Consider the following 19,896-nt stretch of genomic DNA (forward strand, 5'->3'; position numbering starts at 1 on the left):
CGACGGGGACGACCCAGCCACGGCGGCCGCCGGAAAAGTGAAACGGGAGTCAAACCGATGCGCTACCATTGCCGCGTTGGCTTGATCCGGCATGACTACCCGAAGGAGCGGCAAGATGAACGACCAGCAATGCATTCAATTCCTTTCGGAAATTCGCAAGCCGCTGTTGGCACTGCATAAGTCGATACTCGATCACGAGCGCGCGTCGTACGAAAAGGAATTCGGCCCCGTGACGCCGGCGGCCTTCCTGCAAGTGCTCATCAACGGCTCGGCGTTCCGCTGGCTCACGCCGCTCTCCACCGTGATCGCGAACGTCGACGAAATTCTCGACGACAAGGAAGCGGACGCGGCCGACCGGCTTGCCGCGGCCGAAGCCATTACCGGCCTGTTTTCTTCCGACCAACCCGACAATGCGTTTCTGCCGCGCTACTTGCCGCTTCTGCAAGCCGACCCGGCGATCCTGCACCATCACGGTCAGGTTTCCCAACTGCTGCGCGGTATTGAGTCGAAGTAGCTGGCGGCGCTTTAGTTCGCAGGCTTCGTTGATGTTAGCCGGACGGCGTCGCTGAGGTTAAGCGCGGCCTCCGGTGAGCGTTGCGTCTTCGGCTCCCGAATTCCCTCACCATAGCCAGCCGTGAATTTCGGTCATTCACACGTCGTATTCGTTGAATACCGAATTGACGCCTCCCTGCGGCACCCCGGCGATTACCAGGCTTTCCGAATTCAGCCGACACAACGACACCTTATTTCAAGGTGATTTATGCACGTTTCGCAACAGTGCGCGATGTGCGCCCTACTCGCCGCTCAATCCGGCAACACCATGAGTCGCGATCTTTTGAATTTGCCTGGCTTTGCTGAATAAAACAAAGGTGAGCTTTTGCGGGAGGTATTCGGAAGATGCCACGAGAAGCCGGACAGCACGCTTTAGCGCGCCCTGCTAAGGTAAGCGGACTTACTCAAAACGCCCCTTCGCTATGCAAAACTGGCCACTTCCGGAAAGCTATACGTTCCGTGATCAAACCGTGCGCTTTCGCGTGACGGGCAACGGTCCGCCACTGGTGCTGGTTCACGGCACGCCGTTTTCGTCGTATGTGTGGCATCGCATCGCTTTGCATCTCGCGCAGATTCGCACCGTCTATTACTACGATCTGCTTGGCTACGGCCAGTCCGAGCAACGCGATGCTCAGGACGTTTCGCTTGGCGTGCAGAACGTGCTGCTGGCGGAATTGCTCGCGCATTGGCAACTGAAGAGCCCGGACGTCATCGCACACGATTTCGGCGGTGCAACCTCCTTGCGCGCGCATCTGATCGAGGGATGCGACTATCGCAGTCTGACGCTGATCGATCCGGTCGCCGTCGCGCCGTGGGGTTCGCCGTTCGTGCGGCACGTGCGCGAACATGGCGCGGCCTTCGCCGGCCTGCCGCCGTATATCCACGAAGCCGTGGTGAAGGCCTACGTGCGCGGCGCGATTGCCCGCGACATTCCGGACGAGGAACTCGCGCCTTATGTGACGCCATGGCTCGGCACAACGGGACAAGCCGCGTTCTATCGCCAGATCGCCCAGATGGACCAGCGCTACACCGACGAGGTCGAAGCGCGTTATGCGCAGATGCGGTGTCCAACGCAGATTCTGTGGGGTGAAGACGACCAGTGGATTCCGCTCGAACGCGGGCGGCAACTGGCGGCCGTCATCCCCGAGGCACGCTTTCAGCCCGTGCCAAAGGCCGGTCATCTGATGCAGGAAGACGCGCCTGAAGCGATCGTCGCGGCAGCGCTGCGTTGGCTCGACTGACGGCGCGCGTTAGCTAGCCGCGGCCTTGCGGCAGATACGGCATCGGATCGACCGGCTTGCCGTCACGGCGCAACTCGAAGCCTACGGAGACGCGCGAGTTATTTTCGTCGCCCATTTCGGCAATCTGCTGCCCCTGCCGCACGATGTCGCCGATTTTCACCAACAGCTTGCGGTTATGCGAGTAGGCAGTCAGAAAGTCCTTGTTGTGCTGGACGATGATCAGGCTGCCGTAGCTGTTCAGACCCGTGCCGGCGTACATCACCTTGCCGTCGGCCGCGGCCCGCACCGGATCGCCGGGTTTGCCGCCGATTTCGATGCCGCGCGTTTCGCCCGGCTGGAACGCCTCGACGACTCGGCCACCCGCAGGCCATACCAGCGACACACCGTTCGCATGTCGCGAAGTCTCATGCGCAACTTCACGCACCTCGGCCGCGCTGGGCGCGGGCGATTGCGCGCTTGCCTGCGCATTGGCCGCCACCGGCGCTTGCTGCGCGGCGAGCGGAACAGCCGGCGCGGCCGCTGCCGCAGCCTTCGCCGCCGCGTTGGCCTGATTAACCGCGCGCACCGTTTCCGGCGAAGCGACGTGCAGCACCTGCCCCTGCTTCAACCGCGAGGAAGACTTGAGGCCATTCCACGCCTGTAACTGCCTGACACTGCAATGATGACGCTGGGCGATGCGCGCCAGGGTATCGCCACGCCTGACGCGATACACCAGAGGCGGAGCGTTCTTAAGCGGCGTGCCGTCGTCCGCGGCTAGCTTGACCGCTGGGACTGCGAGCGCGTCGGAGGCCGGCGCTGCAGCCGCTGCCGGCACACCGGACGCAGCCGAGGCAGCCGGCGTCGCCGCTGCCGCGCCAGTTTGACCGCCCTGCTGTCCCACATTCGCACAGCCGCTGACCACCAGCGCAACCGACACGCCAGCCAGACTGGCCATCAGTGTTCTGTCGAAACGCTTTCCCAACATGTTCGACTCCTGCTTTTTTATTGGCAGGCCGAGTGCTGCCTTGTCGCGTGCGAGGCGCGCATTCTGACGAAGCGCTGCTTTCTCTCGCGACACAGCGAGGCCGCCTCGTGCGGCGCTCACCCAGGTCCTGCCGTCCAACCCAATCCCTTGCGCGCTGCCGGATGCCCAGATGCCCGACAAACAGGCGATCTTCCGCGAAAAGGGCCAGATTGCCGATTAAAATTCACGCGGAATTGTAAAGTGCGTTTTGCAAAAAACGCTCCGCATCACACACTCTGATACAAACATTACGCACGGTGATGCAGACCCGGGTCGCGCCTCATGCGTGGTATTGGCCTGAGGCCGCTACACGCACGGTCGCAAAGACCCGCGAAAATCCGCCGGCGGCTACGCCGCCGGACAATCGGCTGGTAACGTTTTCTTTAACGGCAAAGCGTGGTCAAAACTTGAATGAGCGCTCGCCGCGACGGCGAGCGTAGGAGAAAAACGCGTGGGCAAGCGGACAGGCGCCATGCCCATCCGTTCAATAAGACTGAGTGACGACTAGCTGTAGGTCTGGCCTTGATACTTCACGTAGCCGACCGGATGATGCGTGAAGTGCAATACCGGCAGGACGGGGTTGGAGTTGTCCTGGGTCGGATAAGCACTGGCGTCGGAGATATATTCGCCTTGAGCCTCGATTGGCTGGCCCGCCTGCAAGCCGGGAATTTCATGCGCCAACCCTTCGCTGTCGCCGAAACGCACCGCGACGAACACCTCCGTGCCGACCAGATTCTGCGTACCTTCGAACTTCAGCACCTTGTCGATCCTGATGACGAAGTGCTGATGATTGGCGTTGTTGTGGAACTCCGGGTTGAGGAACACCTTGCTGATCGTGCCTTGCACGCAAGCGAGCGGCGCGCTCTGCGACTGCGCGGCAGGAGGTTGGGGAACGGTTTGCGTCGCGCGATTACTCATGAAATCTCCGGGAAGACAATCAGATGGGTCTACGGCGAAACGTAGCGCGCGCCGCCAGGGCGCAACGGCGCGATACCATTTGAGCCAGCCAGCACGCGCGAGTTCATTGCGCGCCATTCACTGGAGAGACGGGGCGCCGGACTGGCAGCGCCCCCGGCGCAGGGCAGGTCTTATCGCAGCGCTTTCACCGCATCGGCCGTCACGTCGGCAGCCTGGCCGCCGTACGTCGCGCGCAGATAATTCGCCAGTTGGGCGAGTTCCGTGTCGCTGAGTTGCGTGGCGAAGCCCGGCATCTCCTGCATCCGCTCGAGGCCCGGGAAATCCTGTGCGCCGATGCCGTCGAGCATCGCCACGATCAGGTTATGCGCGTCGCTCTGACGTACCGTCGAGTTGCCGTGCATCGGCACCGCGACGTGTGGCTTGCCCTCACCGCCGAGGCCGTGACAGCCGGCACACACCGCGAGATACACATTGCGCCCGGCCTCGAGTTGCGCCGCATCGGCCGAGACCGATTGCAAGGGTTGCGGCGCCGGGGCCGCGTCGCCGAGCAGATAGGTCGACATCGCACGCAGGTCGTCATGCGTCATGTACTGGCTGCTCAGATGCACAACCGGATACATCTCGCCGAACGCCGAGCCTTGCGGCGCGATGCCGGTGGCGAAGAAGGTCTGCAGGTCCGCAGCCGTCCAGCCACGCGCCGCCAAACCATGCGGCGTGATGTCGGGTGCGGCAATCCGGCCGAGCGCCGCGCCGGTCAATGGCTTCGCGCCGTCGAGCTGGCCGAATGTGCCGCGCGGCGTGTGGCATTCGGCGCAATGGCCGAGTGCGCTCGCCAGATAGCGCCCGCGATTCCAGTCAGCCGATTGTCCCTTCGACGCATCGGGCAACACGTCCTTCAGGAACACCCAGTCCCAGAAGCGCACGCCAAAACGCATGTTGAACGGGAACGACAGCTCCGGTTCGTGGTTCGCCACGGCGGCCGGCTTCTGCGCCATCAGATACGCGTAGATCGCGTCGCTATCCGCGCGCGACAACTGGCGGTACGACGTGTACGGCATGGCCGGATACAGGTGCTTGGTCGGCGTAACGCCGTCGTGCAGCGCCTTGTAGAGATCGTCCGCGCTCCAGTTGCCGATACCGTGGTCCTTGTCCGGCGTGATGTTGGTGCCGTAGAAAGTGCCGAACGGCGAAGCCAGCTTCACGCCGCCGGCGAACGGCGCGCCATCCGCCGTGGTGTGGCAGGCGGCGCAGTCGGCGGCCTTGACGAGGTAACGGCCACGCGCGAGCGGATCGGCGGCGGTGGCTTGCGGGCCCAGTGCGGCGGCAGCCTGCATCGCAGCGGCGGAGTCGTCCTGCTTGCCACACGCGCTGAGCAAAGCCGCCGTGCCGAGCAACAGCAGCGCGCGGCGCACATTCATGGAAGCGCTCATCATGCGGCGTCCTTTACGAGACCCGGCGTAGTCATCACGACCTCCTTCACGGCCTCGTAGTAGCGCACGTAGCCCGTGCAACGGCAGATATGGTCGTTCAACGCATCGGTGATGGTTTGCTCGACCTGATTCTTCGCAACCGGCTGGCGCTTCAGCCGCTCGATCAGCACCGTCGCCGCATTGACGAACCCGGGCGTACAGTAGCCGCACTGAAAACTGAAGTGCTCGAGAAACTTCTGCTGGATCGGCGACAGTTCGACGACCTCGCCTGCTTCGTTGCGTTTCGCGTGCCCTTCGATCGTGCGGATGGTTTTGCCGTTGAAGAAGTTCGCGCCCGTGATGCAGGTGCGCACTTCTTCGCTGGTGCCGTCCGGCTTGTCGACGATCACGACGCACGCGTGGCAGATGCCCTGGCCGCAGCCGAGGCGCGAGCCGGTCAGATGCAGGTATTCGTGCAGATAATCGATCATCATCAGACCGGCGGGCACGTCGGTTGGGCCGACGATCTCGCCATTCACCTTGACCGAAACCGGCAGCGTGCGGAAATGCGTCAATGGACGCTCGACCGCCGGTGCAGCCGGCGCGCTGGCCGGAACACCGGCGGATGCTGTCGCGCCGGAGGCCGCGGAAGCCGGGTTAGCGGCGGCAGCGCCCGAAGCACCAACAGTAGCGGATGCCGCTGCGGCAGAGGCGCCGGAGATTTTGCCTGAAGCAACGGCAGCGCTCGCCGCACCGCTCGCGGCATTAGCGGAAGTTTGAGTGGGGGCCGTCATGCGAGCACCTTCTGAATAAGTTGCGGGGTGACCGGCAGGTCGGTAAAGCGATGGCCGATCGCATGCGCGATACCGTTCACGATGGCGCCGACCACCGGAATCATCACCACTTCGGCGATGCCCTTCGGCGGGTCGGTCTCGGTCAGCGGCGGCAGCACTTCGCCGGTCTGGGCCCAGACGGCGACGTCCGTCGCGCGCGGCAAATGGTAGCGATTGAAGTTCCACGTGCCGTTGCCCGGGCCGTCCTCGTAAAGCGGCAAATACTCGTGCAGCGCGTGGCCGATACCCATTGCGAGGCCGCCTTGCAACTGCCCCGACACGAGTTGCGGCGAGAGCTGATTGCCACACTCCATGATCGAGTGATGCGCGAGCACATTCACCTTGCCGCTCGCTTCATGCACCGACAGTTCGACCAGGGTGCCGACCGCGCTGTAGTACGTCACCGCCGCGTTGTTACGCTGAACCGGCGGATAGAACACGCGTTGACGATCGAGCACGCGGTAATGGTTCGCCGTGGTTTGCAGTTTCTTCTTGTCGGCCGAAGCGTTGTCGCCATATCGCAGCGCGAGGCCGTCGAGCGGCAGACGCTCGACGCTGCCGTCGATCTCGAAGTCCGATTCGGTCCATTGCCAGCGATTGAACACGTGCACGGTCGCACCCGTGACCAGACCCAACTCGTGCGCCTTCTTCGCGAGCTGTTCGAACGGCAGCGCTTCGAGCCCGGCCGCGGACAGCTTGCCGTCGACCCAACGCGCGTCCTCCATGCGCACCACCAGCGGCGCGGCCTGACCGCCGCCCAGCCCCTGGCTCCAGATCGCCATCGCCGCCGGCCACAAGCCGTGCGCGAAGACGACGCGGGCCGCTTCGCGTGTGCTGTGCGTAAAGTAGAACGCCGAATTCGTCGCGCTCGACGGCGACGCATAACCCGGCGACCAGCGCGGATTCGCGGCCAGCTTGTCCTGGTCCGCTTGCGACATCATGTACGGATCGCCGCTCGTGACGACCGGCAGATCGGGCCAATCGGTGATCGCGACATGCACGTCGGTGGCCGGCATGCCGAGCCACTTCGCAACCGCGACCGCCTGCGAGGTCGACATGCCGGTGCCGATTTCGGCCGCCGTGTGTTGCAGCCCGATCTTGCCGTCGGCGCTGAACTCGACCTTCGCGAACGAGGTTTCCGCGCCCGTACCGAAGTCCTTCTGCACACACGCGAAACCAACGCCATAACGCGTACCCGGATGCGCGGTTTCGAACTCGGCCTTACGCTTCGCGCGATTCACCCATAGCGGATGAACCTTCGCCCTCTGCAGCACGTCGTCGACGCGAATCGCGCCGGCGGGCACCGCGCCCTGGGTGTTCTTCATGCCCGAACGCAGCGCGTTTTTCAGGCGGAAGTCGATCGGATCGAGATTCAGTTGCGCGGCAATTTCGTCGACCATCATCTCGGTCGCGGCCATGCTTTGCAGCGTGCCGTAGCCGCGCGCCGAACCGGCGTCGATCGCGCGCGAGGCAATCGCCACCGACGACAGATCGTTCTTCGGGAAGTAATAGATCGATTGCGCGGCCGTCGCACCCACCATCGCCACCGACGGCGAAAAGTTGCAGCGCCCGCCGCCATTCGCTTCCATCTCGGCCTTGAACGATTGCATCAAACCGGTGTTCTTATCGACGGCGATCCGGTAATTCATCTTGAACGCATGGCGTTTCAAGGAGGTCTGGAACTGCTCGTAGCGGTCGTTGGCAAGACGCACCGGACGGCCGTCCGCATACATTGCGCAGACGAGGCCGTAGAACGGCACGTTGAAGTGGTCCTTCGAACCATAGCCGACCGTGTAGCACGGGTGAATGAACAGGTTCTTCACCGGGAACGCGCACTTCGCGACCATGCCGGCAGCACTGTCGGCAACTTCAGACGGCGCCTGGGTCGGCACGACCATGTGCAGCGATTGGGTCGCCGCGTCGTACCAGCAGTTCGCGTTGTCGGGTTCGAGCGCGGCCGTGTCGATCGACTGCGTGTTGTATTCGCGCTGCATCACAAGCCAGTCCGCCGACGGATGATCCAGTTCCTGCTGGATCTCGCCCGCGTGGTACATGCCCTGCTCGTCGAGCTTGCCGTGTTCGACGCCGTCCGGCCATACCGGCTGATGCTTGCGCATCATGCTCGGAAACACCGGTGCGTCTTTCAGACTGGAGAAGATGTCGTCGTCGTACGGCGTCTTGCCGCCGACGCGCACGAAACGGAACGTGCCCCACGGGTCGCGTTCGAGCGGCCCGGTTTGTGCACCGTAACGGATGATCTGATCCTGGAACTTCAGTTTGTCTTTCGCGAAGCGGAAGCGCGCGAAGTCGTGATAGATCAGGATCGCGACCGCCTGGCCGAGATACGCGGGCGTCTTGCCCTGCGGCAACAACATGTCGTCGCCATAGAAGGCCGGGAAGATCAGGCCGTCGCGCGTCAGGTCCGCCGCCGTGACCACCCGGTCAGGCTTCAACTCGTCGCCGAGCAAGCTCAGGTCGAAACCTTCGTAGCTGCGATCGGCTTGCGTCGTGCGCAGGATGAAGGCGTGCGATTGTTGCTGCGGCCAGTGCGGCATGTCGGTGGCGCGGACGTCGCGCGCGAACACCTTCGAGCCAGTCACTTTGGCGATCCCGTCGATACGGAATTTCGCCTGGCCGCGGGCGGCATCCCACTGAACCGGCGTCAGAATTTTTTCTTCGAACAACGCAGCGAATGCGCGGCTGCCCATCGGCGCGATATACACCGACACACCCGCCAATACGCTGGCCTTCAGAAAACTACGACGCGAAAGGTCGAGTTTCCCCATGGACTTCTCCTTTAGTGAACACGGCGGCAACCCATTGGCAGAACGAACGCGGAACACAGGCCGGCGCGGCACGCCTGCCTATCAGCTTATACGTGGCGGACCTGCGTTCAACGGCTGTAAACCACGAGGGAGGTGTTCGAACCGCAGGCGCTGGCGTGCGCCCGGGTGTACCGGCGACGTGCGGCGGCCATCACTTCGTCCATGCCGCAGTCGATCTGATTTACCTTGAACTACCGTGAGTTGCCTTCTTCCTGCCCTACATAGAGCAAAGGCGAGGGATTATCGCGCTGAATCGCAATAGGGTGCGTCAATTTTTGTTCTCTATCTCGAAAATAACGGATTGCATATAAATCGTTATGGCGAGCGCTTTATAGCGCTTTATCAGGCCCGCAGGATCGTGATGCCCAGTGCGTCGAACGGCGCAGTGAGCACCTCGGGCGTGTTCTTCTCGACGACGATCGTGCTGGCCGCCGACACATCCGCAATCCTGTACGCCGACGCCGCATTGAGTTTTTCCGCCGACGCCAGCACCACCGTTTCCGCCGCATGCTCCACGAGTGCGCGCTTCACGTAAGCCTCCTCCATATCGCCGGTGCTCAGACCCGCTTGCGGATGCACACCGGTGACGCCCATGAAATAGAGGTCGGCGCGAATGTGGCTGAGCGCTTCAATCGCGGCCGCGCCCACGTTGACCATCGAATGGCGGAACAGGCGTCCACCGATCATGATGACCTCGAGCGCCGCGTGCTCCGCCAGTTCGACGGCGATGCTCGGACTGTGCGTGACGATCGTCGCCTGCAAGTCGCGCGGGAGGTGACGCGCCAGTTGCACGGCGGTGGTGCCACCGTCGATGAAGGCAATCTGGCCGCGCCCGATCAGCCCTGCCGCTGCCCGGCCGATCGCCGCCTTCGACGCCGATTCAATCTGTTCGCGCCCGGCAAAATCCACCGCCGCCGGCGAGGCCGGCAACGCGCCGCCATGCACGCGCTGAAGCTGCCCTTCGGCGGCAAGTTCGCGCAGGTCGCGCCGGATGGTGTCCTCCGAGACGTCGAACGTCAGGCTCAAGGTCTTGGCAATGACCTGCCCGTCACGCTCGAGCGTGTCGAGAATCAACTGTTTTCTTTGCGATGTCAGCACGACGCCGATCCTGTCAGTGTTCCGGTTGATTTGACCATTTGCACGAAATTTCTTGTTTTTACACGATACTGCACGATACCATGAATCGCATGCGGTGCAGGCCGCGGTTCCCAATAAAAGAGGATGCGAGTCATGAACGAAATCGCCGAACGGGTGCGGATCATCGACGTGAAAGTGTTATCGGACGACTGGTACGTGCTGAAGAAGACCACCTTCGACTACCAACGTGCGGACGGCAGTTGGCAACGTCAGAGCCGCGAAACCTATGATCGCGGCAATGGCGCGACGCTGCTGCTGTACGACGCGCGCCGCCGTACGGTCGTGCTGACGCGGCAATTCCGCCTGCCGGCGTTCGTCAACGGTCATCACGGCATGCTGATCGAGGCGCCGGCAGGCCTGCTGGAGGCGGCCTCACCCGAGGAACGCATCCGCGCCGAAGTCGAAGAGGAAACCGGCTACCGCGTGCATGACGTGCGCAAGGTATTTGAAGCCTTCATGAGTCCGGGCTCCGTCACGGAAAAGCTGCACTTTTTCGTCGCCGAATACGATGCGGTGGCCAAGGTCGGCGCGGGCGGCGGGATTGTCGACGAAGGCGAAGATATCGAAGTGCTGGAACTGCCGGTGGACGAAGCACTGGCGATGATCGAGCGCGGCGAGATCGTCGACGGGAAGACGATCATGTTGTTGCAGTACGCCACGTTGAATCTGTTCGGCGCGTAAGCGGCAGCTTCGCAGGTCGTTGGGCGAGATCGATTGGAGCAGGCATCGGCGCACGCCAGATGCGGCAAGCGCCCTGCCGCTGCTATGGCCGCGCCGCGACAGCGATTCTGTCGGCGGCTTCGTCATCTGCCAGCCATTTCTGACTGATCCCACGCCACATTAGGAAAAAGACGATAGGTTGAAGAAGGTCAAAAAAATATCCTTACGGGTCCTTTTGAAGACTGTTTGCCTAGCAGCCAAAGTAAGGCGGGTTTTTAAACAGGAAAGCCATCTCCGTCAGTGTATTTTTTTATTTCGCCCGCTCGATAAAGTCGGCGAATGATTTGAGGTTTAAGTGGATTCTCTTAATTCAGCGAACAGGTTCATGGGTGGTTTCTTTTTCGGCGCCCTGATCGCTGCCGTCGTCATGGTGTCGCTGTGCAATGCCGGTGAATTTTCGCCGTTTATCGCAAAGCTGCATGCTTTGGAGCAGGTCGTTCTGAGCGCGCTCATTGCCCTTGTTATTGTCGATGCAAAACCGTTGGCCTATAAAACCGTCTGGCGTGAACGCCGCTGCAGCTTCGTACTCGATGAAGATCTGACCGCAACTATTCGCGGCAGAACGTGCGGCATTCCGGCCGGCGTGATAATCGGAATACTGATTCAGAACTACGTGATGAATTGACACGGAACCACGTGAGTTCACAACTCATGATACTCAGCGCCGCGGCGACTATTCCTTGCCACTCGCGGCGCCCCAGCACAACCGCGCAATTTCGGCGCGGCGTATTCAGAACTTATGCCGTATCGCCGCGCGCACCACGACCTGCTTCGATGTCGATGACGGCGACTGGGTACCGGGCGTGAAGGCGTAGTCCAGAATCGTATAGGTCGAGTCGCCGCTCACCTGCTGATATTCGCCCTGTATGTACACGTCGGTGCGCTTGGACAGGTTGTAGTCCGCCATCAAACCAAACGAATGAATCTTCGGTTTCACGCCACCGTTCGAGGCATCGTAGCTTTCCATGGTGTAGACGTACTGCGCGCCGACGAACAGCATCGGCGAAATCTGATACTTGCCGTTCACCTCGAAGTTCTGATACTTGAGCGAGTTCAGCAAGATGCCGGGCGGCACGAGCGGCGTCACGCCGAGATAGCCGTTGCCGGTCGGGTCCAGGTAGTTCGAATTGGTGTACACGAAGCCGGCCGTGGCCGGACCGAAGGTATAGGTGATGCCGCCGCCGAACACGCGCATGCGGGCGGCGATAAAGCTGGCGTCGTTCGCGGTGATCGCGCCGTTTGAGCCGTTGCCAGGGTTATCGGCCTGCAGATACGCCGCGGCCACCAGCAATCCGCCATAGGCGTACTGGCCGCCGAAACTGTACGCGCGATTGTTGGCGAAATTCGTGTCGTTGCTGAAACTATAGACACCGCCGAACTGGAAGCCCGAAATCGACGGACTGGTGTACTTGACGCTGTTGTCGAGACGGAATGAGTTGTCGGTGTTGTCGTTATCGTAGGGATGCGAGAACAGCGCACCGGCCCAGTTGCCGTTGGCCGTGGTCTGCGCCAGATAGTCGACCACCGAATCGTACTGGCGGCCGAACGTCAATGTGCCGTATGGCGCCGAACTCAAGCCGACGAACGCCTGACGGCCGAACATCCGGCCGCCCTGATTAAGCCGCCCGGAGCTCACGTCGAAACCGTTTTCCAACTGGAAAATCGCCTTCAGGCCGCCGCCCAGATCCTCGTCGCCTTTCAGGCCCCAGCGGCTGCCTTGCGCATCGCCGCTTGCGAGTTCATAGACATGGCCACGGCCGACATTGTTGGTGTAGTTGATACCTTCATCGAGTACGCCGTACAGCGTGACACTCGTCTGGGCACACGCGGGTGGGGAGAAAATGGCTAGCGAAGTCGCGGACAAAACGGTGGAGACAGCCAGCGCGAACACTTGCTTGTTCATGAAGATCTCCCTGAGCTCGAGTAATGGGACAACTCGATCCGACCGCTTTCTTCTTGGCGCTTCTCAAGGCGTTTATCGACCCCGACGCGCTTTGAGGAAATCCTCACACGCCGTTACGTCGCCGTCCATCGGGTGTCACGCCCATATCTCAAAACGTTGCGAAATCTCCACTGCGTGGGGCAGCCCCTTTTTTCGCTGCGCCGTTTCAGGTAAACCGCGCAGCGGCGCCCGGCCCCTGGCCGGCTGCCGCATCGGCCACGGCGACCCTGCCCGTCCCGTGGCGTCTTTGTCATAAAAGGAAATATAATTGAAAGCTTTTGCGGCGCCGCAGCGGAACTCCGCGCCGTCGAACGGGTCATTTTTACTGGCCTCTACAACCGAGCCTCGCATGGCTGGTTCACGCTGCGATCCACGGCCGGTCCCCTGCGGGGGCAGCCGGCCGCCGCCGCACCCAATCCAATTTCAATAGCTTTGTGAGACGCCGCCGCGCTGGACTAGCGCGCCGTCGCACGGGGCTGCTTTTGACACCACACAATGCAAAAGTCGCAATCCCGCCTGATTGAACTCGATTTTTTTCGTGGGCTGGTCCTTCTGATCATTGTCGTCGACCATATCGGCGGCAGCATTCTCTCGCGCGTCACGCTGCATGCGTATGCGCTGTGCGACGCGGCTGAAGTCTTCGTGTTCCTCGGCGGCTTCGCCACTGCAACGGCGTACGCGGCGCTCGCCGAACGGCGCAACGAGGCGACCGCGCGTAGCCGCTTCCTGCGGCGCTCGCTCGAAATCTATCGCGCGTTCCTCATCACGGCCGGTTTGATGCTGCTGGTCAGCGCCGTGCTGAGCGCGTTCAGTATCGACGGCCCGAATCTCGCCACCACCGACCTCGACGATCTGATCGCCACCCCCGTGGCCGCCCTGCGCGACATCCTGTTATTCCGCCGTCAGCCATACCTCGCGTCCGTGCTGCCGATGTACACGTTCTTCGCCCTGCTGGTGCCCATGATCCTGCCGCTCGCACGCCGCAAGCCATGGCTGTTGCTGGCCGGCAGCGTCGCGTTGTGGGCAGGCGCGCCGGCTATCGACGCCTATCTGCCCGCCGCGCCGGACATGCACTGGGATTTCAACCCGTTTGCCTGGCAGTTGCTGTTCGTGCTCGGCGTGCTGGCGCGTTGCCAGCCGGTTTATCAGCGGATCAGCGCACACCGCCTCGGCTGGCTGATCAGCGTGCTGGCGTTCGCCGTCGTCGCTGCCGCGGCCTACTACAAGCTGTTTATCGAACGCGAGCCGCTCGATGGCAGCCTCAAGCAAAATCTCTCTTACCTGCGCGCGGTCAATTTTCTGGCCATTGCCTGGCTCGTCGCGAACCTGATCCAGCTCGGCTGGGCAAAAAAACTCGCGCAATGGTTGCCATGGGTCGGCATGATCGGCCGCCAAGGGTTATTGTGTTTTATCGCGGGCGCGGTGATTTCGCTGGTCGTCGATTCGGTGCTGTATGCAGCGACCGACGGCTATCTGAACTATCCCCTCGGCCTGGTGGCGGATGCCTGTGCAGTCGGCGCACTGTTCGCGGTCGCGAGAGCCTCCGAGCCGCTCAAGCGCTTCACCACGCGTATCTGGAGCTTGCGCCTCAGAACGTCGCCCTGAGGGAGCAGCGTGCGGATGCACGCGCGGTGCCTGCCGATTTCCACTGCCGATCCTGATAGCATGACGGCCGCGCGCGACCTGCGCGGCGGCCTCTTACTTTGACATGCGTCTATTCCTACATTCCGCACTCCTCGCGCTGTGCGCCGCTGTCGGCACGACGGCTAGCGCCAGCACGGTCATCAGCCGAAGCTTCCATTCCGAAGCACTCGGCCGCGACTGGTCCTACACGATCTATCTGCCTACCGGCTATCGCCACGACGCCCCTCGCATTCCCGTGCTCTACCTCCTGCACGGCAACAACGGCGACGCCAATGACTGGCTCACGCAGGGCCACCTGCAAGCCGCCGCCGACACGCTGATCGAGCACAAGGAGATACCACCGGTCGCAATCGTGATGCCGCAAGGCGGTACCGACTGGTATGTCGATCGCAAGGAGAAGATGGAGACCGCGTTCTTCACCGACCTGCTGCCCGAAATCGAAACGCACTATGCGGTCGCGACGCAGCGTGGCGGACGGATGATCGGCGGCGTTTCGATGGGCGGTTTCGGCGCGCTGCGCTATGCGATGACGCAACCCGAGCTTTTTTGCGGCGCGCTCCTGCTGAGTCCCGCGGTCTATGCGAATGAGCCGCCGCCCGGTTCGGCGGCACGTCGCGTGGGTGTGTTCGGCGACCGGCAGTTCGATCCGCACGTCTGGCATGCGCTCAACTATCCAGCGCAATGGGAGCGTTACATGAGCCGGCCGTATCGTCTGCCGATGTTCATCGCTGCCGGCGACGACGACCTCACGATCCAGGCCGACGCGTCTTCGCTTTATACGCATCTTCGGCTGGCGGGGAATCCGGCGGCGCTGCGCATCATCGACGGCGGCCATACCTGGGAGGTCTGGAGCGCGCTGCTGCCCGCGGCGCTGAAATATACGCTGGGCTGCGTCAAACAGACGGCGCACGATCAGGACAAGTGAATCAGAACGAGTGGACCGGCGAATCAGCAGTCCTGATTTCGCCGGCACATTGCGTGCAACTATTGCACGAGGTCAGTCCACAGTACGACCAGCACAGTCATGAGCGCGGGTCCGATGAAGAGGCCGAGCAAACCGAACGTCTCCGCCCCGCCGAGAATTCCGAATAGCACCAGCAGGAAAGGCAGTCGTGTGGAGTTGCCGATCAGCACCGGCCGCACGAAATGTTCAGCGACGAACACCACAATTGAACCGAACACCGCCAGCCCAATGGCCCCGGCCACCGAGCCTTGCGAGAACAGCCACAAGGCCGCGAGGCCGAATGTGATCGGTGCGCAGAACGGCAGCATCGCCGCGATCGCCGTGATGAACGCGAGCAGCGCGACGTGCGGCAACCCGGTCACGAAATAGGCCACGCCCATCAACACGCCCTCGCCAAGCCCGACCACGACCAGCCCCGACACCGTGCCGCGCACAGCGGTGGCCATGCGCTCGAGCAACTGTGCGCCGTCGTTGCCGAAGCCGCGCCGCACGCCGGTCATCAGCGAGCCGGACAGACGCGGCCCGGCCTGAAAGATCACGAACAGCGTGACCAGCATGAAGGCAAACACCATCAAGCCATGCGCCGCGCGCGCGCCGAAGTGGCGGCCGAGCGTCATCACGGTGGTGCTGTGCAGCCCCTTCATTGCCGCCGAGTCGCGCAGCGGTTGAGCGAGATTGGCCTGCCACCAGGCTGAAATCTGTTGCACGCCGAACGGCAACCGTTGAATGAAGTCCGGCATCGGAATGCCGTTTTCCTGCACGGTCTTGAACCACTCGTTCATGTCATGGGCTTCATGCAGTGCCTGCGAAATGCCGATCCCGAACGGCAGCACCACCAGCAACGCGACCGCGCATGTCAGCACCACGGCGATCAGCGTGGTGCGGCCCGATAACCAGCGGCTGCCCTCCACCTTTTGCAAAAGCGGCCACAGGGCGATGGCAACGACGCCTGCCCAGGCTATCGCCGCAATGAAATCGCGTACGACCCACAGCGCCAGCAGCACGAGTGCGATATACAGGACGAGTGATGCCGCTTTCTGCTTCTTGGGGCAATCAGGCGCGCTTGGCGATTCGGGTGGGCGTGAAATCATGAAGGCTCTTAGGATCTTGTGGATATGTGCGCGAGCCGTCCAGAAAAATGCAAACCCGCTACACTTACGCTGCACGGTCGCTCATCAATAACCACATCTTAAAGGAAGCACCGGCGCCCTTCGCAGGCGGCATGCTTGTCTCACTGCGTACAACACTGCGTTGCAAAAATCCACGCTATCGCAAATTCACGGCGCATATCGCCCGCAAAGCCCCGTCGTTTCGTACCGTCGTGAATGTCAAGTTTCATTGTTGCTATTTGGAGAACAGTGTTTCAACTGCGGCACAATGGCTATCCAGCGCTCGCGGGACTACATTCGGCACACCACAATACGGAGCCGACGATGATGACCTTAGAGTCCATCCCCCTTGACGGAACCAATGGCGTACGTATCGAAATTCTCGAGCGCTCCGACACGACGCTGGTGATCCGCTGGGTCGAACCGGGGCGCTGCCATTATGGCGAGCAACGGTGGCGGCGACGCTCGGCGCATACGTCGGGCACCTGCGCGGTGACGCGTCGCAAGATTCGCCGCGGCGACGCTGTCTTCAAACCGGCTGAACGGCCGGCGCCTTCGAATGCTTCCGCGATGATCTGTGCCGAGGTGTTGGGCGAACTGGTTGAAGCCTGAGGTTCTTGCCTGGACGGCACGTTGCTGACGTATGCCTGGAATACGCCGGAAACGTTTGCCGTCGTTTATTGTTGTTTGCCCCCTCGCGATTTGTTTGCTCCGGCTCCCTGCGGCCGCGCCCCTCTTCCCCATCGGCACCCACTCACGCCCTGCAGCGCTCGCCGGCTTTCTGCCTGATACAAGCCACGGCAAAAGGCCGCGGCGGCGCGTGCCTTCAATCGGCGGCCCGGTCCTCAAAAGCCTGATTGCGGCCCTTCGCCACGTGCGCTAAGGTGATCCTCGTTGCGCCAGGTCACCGCGCCTGCCAAACGCGCACGCTTAAATGAATGCCCTCAACTCCCATCGAACCCGCCGCAGCCCGTCTGGCGGCAAACGAGAGGCGACACCATGGCAGAAGACACCCCCGGCACTCGCGTCACAGCAGCTCTTCCGGATCAATTAGTTGCACCGCAGCAATTCTCGCTGGACGTCCTACTCGAGAAATATGCGAAAGGTGGCGAGCAATCGGCGGACGAGGTGTTCAAACGCGTCGCCCACGGCGTCGCTCAGGCGGAACCGGAGGCCCTGCGCGAGTCGGTGGAAGCGCTCTTTGTCGACAATCTGCGGCACGGTGCGCTCGGCGCCGGGCGCATCATGAGCGCGGCAGGCACGGGTATCGCCGCCACGCTGATCAACTGCTTTGTGCAGCCGGTCGGCGATGCGATTCAGGGCGTTGACGAAGAAGGCCTGCCCGGCATCTATGTGGCGCTGCTGCAAGCCGCCGAAACCATGCGCCGCGGCGGTGGCGTCGGCTATAACTTCTCCGCGATCCGGCCCAAGGGCGCGCGCGTTCACACCACCAGTTCGGCGGCGTCCGGACCGTGCAGCTATATGGACGTATTCGACGCGTCATGCCGGACCGTGGAAAGCGCCGGTTCGCGGCGCGGCGCGCAAATGGCCGTGCTCGACTGCAGTCACCCCGATCTGATCGAGTTCATCGAGGCGAAACATTCGAAGGGCCGCTGGAACAACTTCAACGTATCGGTCGGCGTCACCGACGAATTCATGCGCGCAGTCGAAGAAGATCAGCCCTGGCCGCTCGTGCACCGCGCCGAACCGTCGCCGGCGCTGCGCGCGGCAGGCGACGTGCGGCAACGCGAAGACGGTCTGTGGGTCTACAGCGAAAGGCCCGCACGCGAGATCTGGGAGCGCATCATGCGCTCCACCTACGACGTTGCCGAGCCCGGCATCGTGTTCATTTCCCGCATGAACGAGGACAACAACCTACGCGCCGTCGAAACCATCCGCGCCACCAATCCGTGTGGCGAACAACCGCTGCCGGCCTACGGCTGCTGCAACCTCGGGCCGTTGAACCTCACGCGCTTCGTGCTCGATCCATTCGCGCAAATGAAGGGCGGCAAGCCTTCGTTCGACTGGGACGCTCTCGCCAAACGCACCCGCATCCAGGTCCGTTTTCTCGACGACGTGCTCGACGTCACGCTGTGGCCGCTGCCGCAGCAATATGACGAATCGCGCGCCAAGCGGCGCATCGGCGTCGGCTTCACCGGCCTCGGCGATACGCTGGTGATGCTCGGTCTGCGCTACAACTCGCAGGAAGGCCGCGACTTCGCCGTGCGCATCGCGCGGCTGATGCGCGACGAAGCCTATCGGGCTTCGGTGGAACTGGCTCGCGAGCGCGGCGCGTTCGAGTTGTTCGACGCCGCGCGTTATCTGGAAGCGGGCACGTTCGCCTCGCGCCTGCCCGACGACATCAAGGAGGCGATCCGCCGCGACGGCATCCGCAACAGTCATTTGCTGTCGATCGCGCCGACCGGCACGGTCAGCCTCGCATTCGCCGACAACGCGTCGAACGGCATCGAGCCGGCCTTCTCATGGACCTACACCCGCATGAAGGTGATGGCCGACGGCGGTCGCGAATCGTTCGATGTCGAAGACTACGCGTACCGTCTTTATCGCGAGCTCGGCGGCGATGTGGACAAGCTGCCGGACTACTTCGTCAGCGCGCTCGAGATGTCGGCGCGCGATCACCTCGACATGATGGCCGCCGTGCAGCCATACGTGGACACGTCGATCTCGAAGACGGTGAACGTGCCGGCCGACTATCCGTTCGAAGCATTCGAAAGCCTCTACTTCGACGCGTGGAAAAACGGTCTCAAGGGTCTCGCCACCTACCGTCCCAATGAAACGCTCGGCGCGGTGCTGAGTGTGAGTCCGCCGCCGCAAGCGGACGATACGCTGGCCGAAACCGATCAGGATCCGCTGCGGATCGCCATCGATCATCGGCCCAAAGGCGAATTGCCGGCGATCATCGAGAAAGTCGAGTACCTGACGCAAGCGGGCAAGAAGTCGCTTTACGTGGCGGTGTCGTTCATCGAAGTGACCGGACGACTCGGCGGCGAAGACGTCACGATCGAGCGCCCCATCGAGTTCTTCATTCCGACCGGTCAGCGTGACGAGTCGCAGCAATGGATCACGGCGACCATGCGTTCGCTGTCGCTGGCGGCACGCGGCGGCTTTGTCGCGCGCAACCTGCAGGATATGCGCAAGGTGTCATGGGATCGCGGGCAAGTGCGGCTCGGCGAGGTGCAGCGTCTCGACGGTCATCGCACGCCGCGCTGGCACGATTCCGAAGTGGCGGCGCTCGCCTTTGCGATCCAGCAGATTCTGCATCGGCGCGGCTTTCTGGACGCCGAAGGCAACCAGGTGCCGTCGCGCCTGCTGGCGCGTTTGCCGCGTGGGCAGATGAAGGCCGAAACCGCGTTGCCGGCAGACTTCGGCATCCGTCCGCCGCCTGGCGACGCTGACGCCGCCAGCTTGACGCAGCCCGGCAGCATGCAAGGCTTGCACACCATGCTCGGACGCAAGTGTGGCTCGTGTGGAGCGAATGCGGTGATTCGCAAGGATGGGTGTGACTTCTGTACCGCGTGCGGCGAAGTCGGCGCGTGCGGATGAGTGGCTAGACGCCACCACCGGAGCGGCTGTGTTCC

Annotated in this window: 16 protein-coding genes; 8 read left to right on the top strand and 8 right to left on the bottom strand. The window is 62.5% G+C overall.

The features are described 5' to 3' along the window. The first annotated feature begins 115 nt into the window (after positions 1 to 115). Both GH665_RS30720 and GH665_RS30725 read left to right on the top strand, forming a co-directional pair. Positions 116 to 514: a hypothetical protein gene (locus GH665_RS30720; RefSeq protein ID WP_153140929.1), complete on the top strand. Its 399-nt coding sequence runs from the start codon at positions 116 to 118 to the stop codon at positions 512 to 514. Positions 515 to 974: 460 nt separating this feature from the next. After that, on the top strand, positions 975 to 1,793 hold the full coding sequence (locus tag GH665_RS30725; protein ID WP_153140930.1) for an alpha/beta fold hydrolase: 819 nt from the start codon (positions 975 to 977) through the stop codon (positions 1,791 to 1,793). Between the two features lie 13 nt (positions 1,794 to 1,806). Here GH665_RS30725 and GH665_RS30730 read toward each other — a convergent pair whose 3' ends face one another. The 6 genes from GH665_RS30730 to GH665_RS30755 form a co-directional block, all read right to left on the bottom strand. Further along, positions 1,807 to 2,757 (bottom strand): peptidoglycan DD-metalloendopeptidase family protein, encoded by a 951-nt coding sequence (locus tag GH665_RS30730; protein WP_174771763.1) that lies wholly within the window; start codon positions 2,755 to 2,757, stop codon positions 1,807 to 1,809. Positions 2,758 to 3,300: 543 nt separating this feature from the next. Next, positions 3,301 to 3,714, bottom strand: a complete 414-nt coding sequence (locus GH665_RS30735; protein ID WP_153140931.1) for a hypothetical protein — start codon at positions 3,712 to 3,714, stop codon at positions 3,301 to 3,303. A gap of 170 nt (positions 3,715 to 3,884) precedes the next feature. Then, positions 3,885 to 5,147, bottom strand: coding sequence for a cytochrome c (locus GH665_RS30740; RefSeq protein WP_246216422.1), 1,263 nt, complete (start codon positions 5,145 to 5,147; stop codon positions 3,885 to 3,887). After that, positions 5,144 to 5,917 carry a (2Fe-2S)-binding protein gene (locus GH665_RS30745; protein ID WP_153140932.1) on the bottom strand — a complete coding sequence of 258 codons (774 nt, stop codon included), beginning with the start codon at positions 5,915 to 5,917 and terminating at the stop codon, positions 5,144 to 5,146. Before GH665_RS30745 ends, GH665_RS30740 begins: the two co-directional genes overlap by 4 nt. Then, on the bottom strand, positions 5,914 to 8,742 hold the full coding sequence (locus GH665_RS30750) for a xanthine dehydrogenase family protein molybdopterin-binding subunit (RefSeq protein WP_153140933.1): 2,829 nt from the start codon (positions 8,740 to 8,742) through the stop codon (positions 5,914 to 5,916). Before GH665_RS30750 ends, GH665_RS30745 begins: the two co-directional genes overlap by 4 nt. A 381-nt stretch (positions 8,743 to 9,123) precedes the next feature. Continuing rightward, a complete protein-coding gene (locus GH665_RS30755; RefSeq protein ID WP_153140934.1) occupies positions 9,124 to 9,879 on the bottom strand; it encodes a DeoR/GlpR family DNA-binding transcription regulator in 756 nt (251 codons plus the stop codon). Between the two features lie 132 nt (positions 9,880 to 10,011). On the opposite strand from GH665_RS30755, the gene GH665_RS30760 reads away from it, so the two are divergent. Together GH665_RS30760 and GH665_RS30765 are read left to right on the top strand one after the other, a co-directional pair. Further along, positions 10,012 to 10,599, top strand: coding sequence for an NUDIX domain-containing protein (locus GH665_RS30760; protein ID WP_153140935.1), 588 nt, complete (start codon positions 10,012 to 10,014; stop codon positions 10,597 to 10,599). 364 nt (positions 10,600 to 10,963) lie between these two features. Further along, on the top strand, positions 10,964 to 11,263 hold the full coding sequence (locus tag GH665_RS30765) for a hypothetical protein (protein ID WP_246216423.1): 300 nt from the start codon (positions 10,964 to 10,966) through the stop codon (positions 11,261 to 11,263). Positions 11,264 to 11,368: 105 nt separating this feature from the next. Here the strand turns inward: GH665_RS30765 and GH665_RS30770 are convergent, their stop codons facing one another. After that, positions 11,369 to 12,541, bottom strand: a complete 1,173-nt coding sequence (locus GH665_RS30770; RefSeq protein ID WP_153140937.1) for a porin — start codon at positions 12,539 to 12,541, stop codon at positions 11,369 to 11,371. 534 nt (positions 12,542 to 13,075) lie between these two features. On the opposite strand from GH665_RS30770, the gene GH665_RS30780 reads away from it, so the two are divergent. Both GH665_RS30780 and GH665_RS30785 read left to right on the top strand, forming a co-directional pair. Next, entirely contained in the window at positions 13,076 to 14,185 is a 1,110-nt protein-coding gene (locus GH665_RS30780; RefSeq protein ID WP_153140939.1) for an OpgC domain-containing protein, read from the top strand. Positions 14,186 to 14,288: 103 nt separating this feature from the next. Continuing rightward, complete coding sequence (locus GH665_RS30785) at positions 14,289 to 15,149, top strand: alpha/beta hydrolase (protein ID WP_153140940.1); 861 nt, start codon at positions 14,289 to 14,291, stop codon at positions 15,147 to 15,149. Positions 15,150 to 15,208: 59 nt separating this feature from the next. On the opposite strand, the gene GH665_RS30790 is transcribed toward GH665_RS30785, so the two are convergent. After that, positions 15,209 to 16,279, bottom strand: coding sequence for an AI-2E family transporter (locus GH665_RS30790; protein ID WP_153140941.1), 1,071 nt, complete (start codon positions 16,277 to 16,279; stop codon positions 15,209 to 15,211). Positions 16,280 to 16,624: 345 nt separating this feature from the next. Here GH665_RS30790 and GH665_RS30795 point away from each other — a divergent pair, with 345 nt between their 5' ends. Together GH665_RS30795 and GH665_RS30800 are read left to right on the top strand one after the other, a co-directional pair. Next, on the top strand, positions 16,625 to 16,909 hold the full coding sequence (locus GH665_RS30795; protein WP_028197253.1) for a DUF3331 domain-containing protein: 285 nt from the start codon (positions 16,625 to 16,627) through the stop codon (positions 16,907 to 16,909). Positions 16,910 to 17,296: 387 nt separating this feature from the next. After that, positions 17,297 to 19,861: an adenosylcobalamin-dependent ribonucleoside-diphosphate reductase gene (locus tag GH665_RS30800; RefSeq protein WP_153140942.1), complete on the top strand. Its 2,565-nt coding sequence runs from the start codon at positions 17,297 to 17,299 to the stop codon at positions 19,859 to 19,861. The last annotated feature ends 35 nt before the right edge of the window (positions 19,862 to 19,896 follow it).

Origin of the sequence: Paraburkholderia agricolaris, from assembly GCF_009455635.1 — a bacterium.
In the GTDB taxonomy this organism is placed as follows: Bacteria; Pseudomonadota; Gammaproteobacteria; order Burkholderiales; family Burkholderiaceae; genus Paraburkholderia; species Paraburkholderia agricolaris.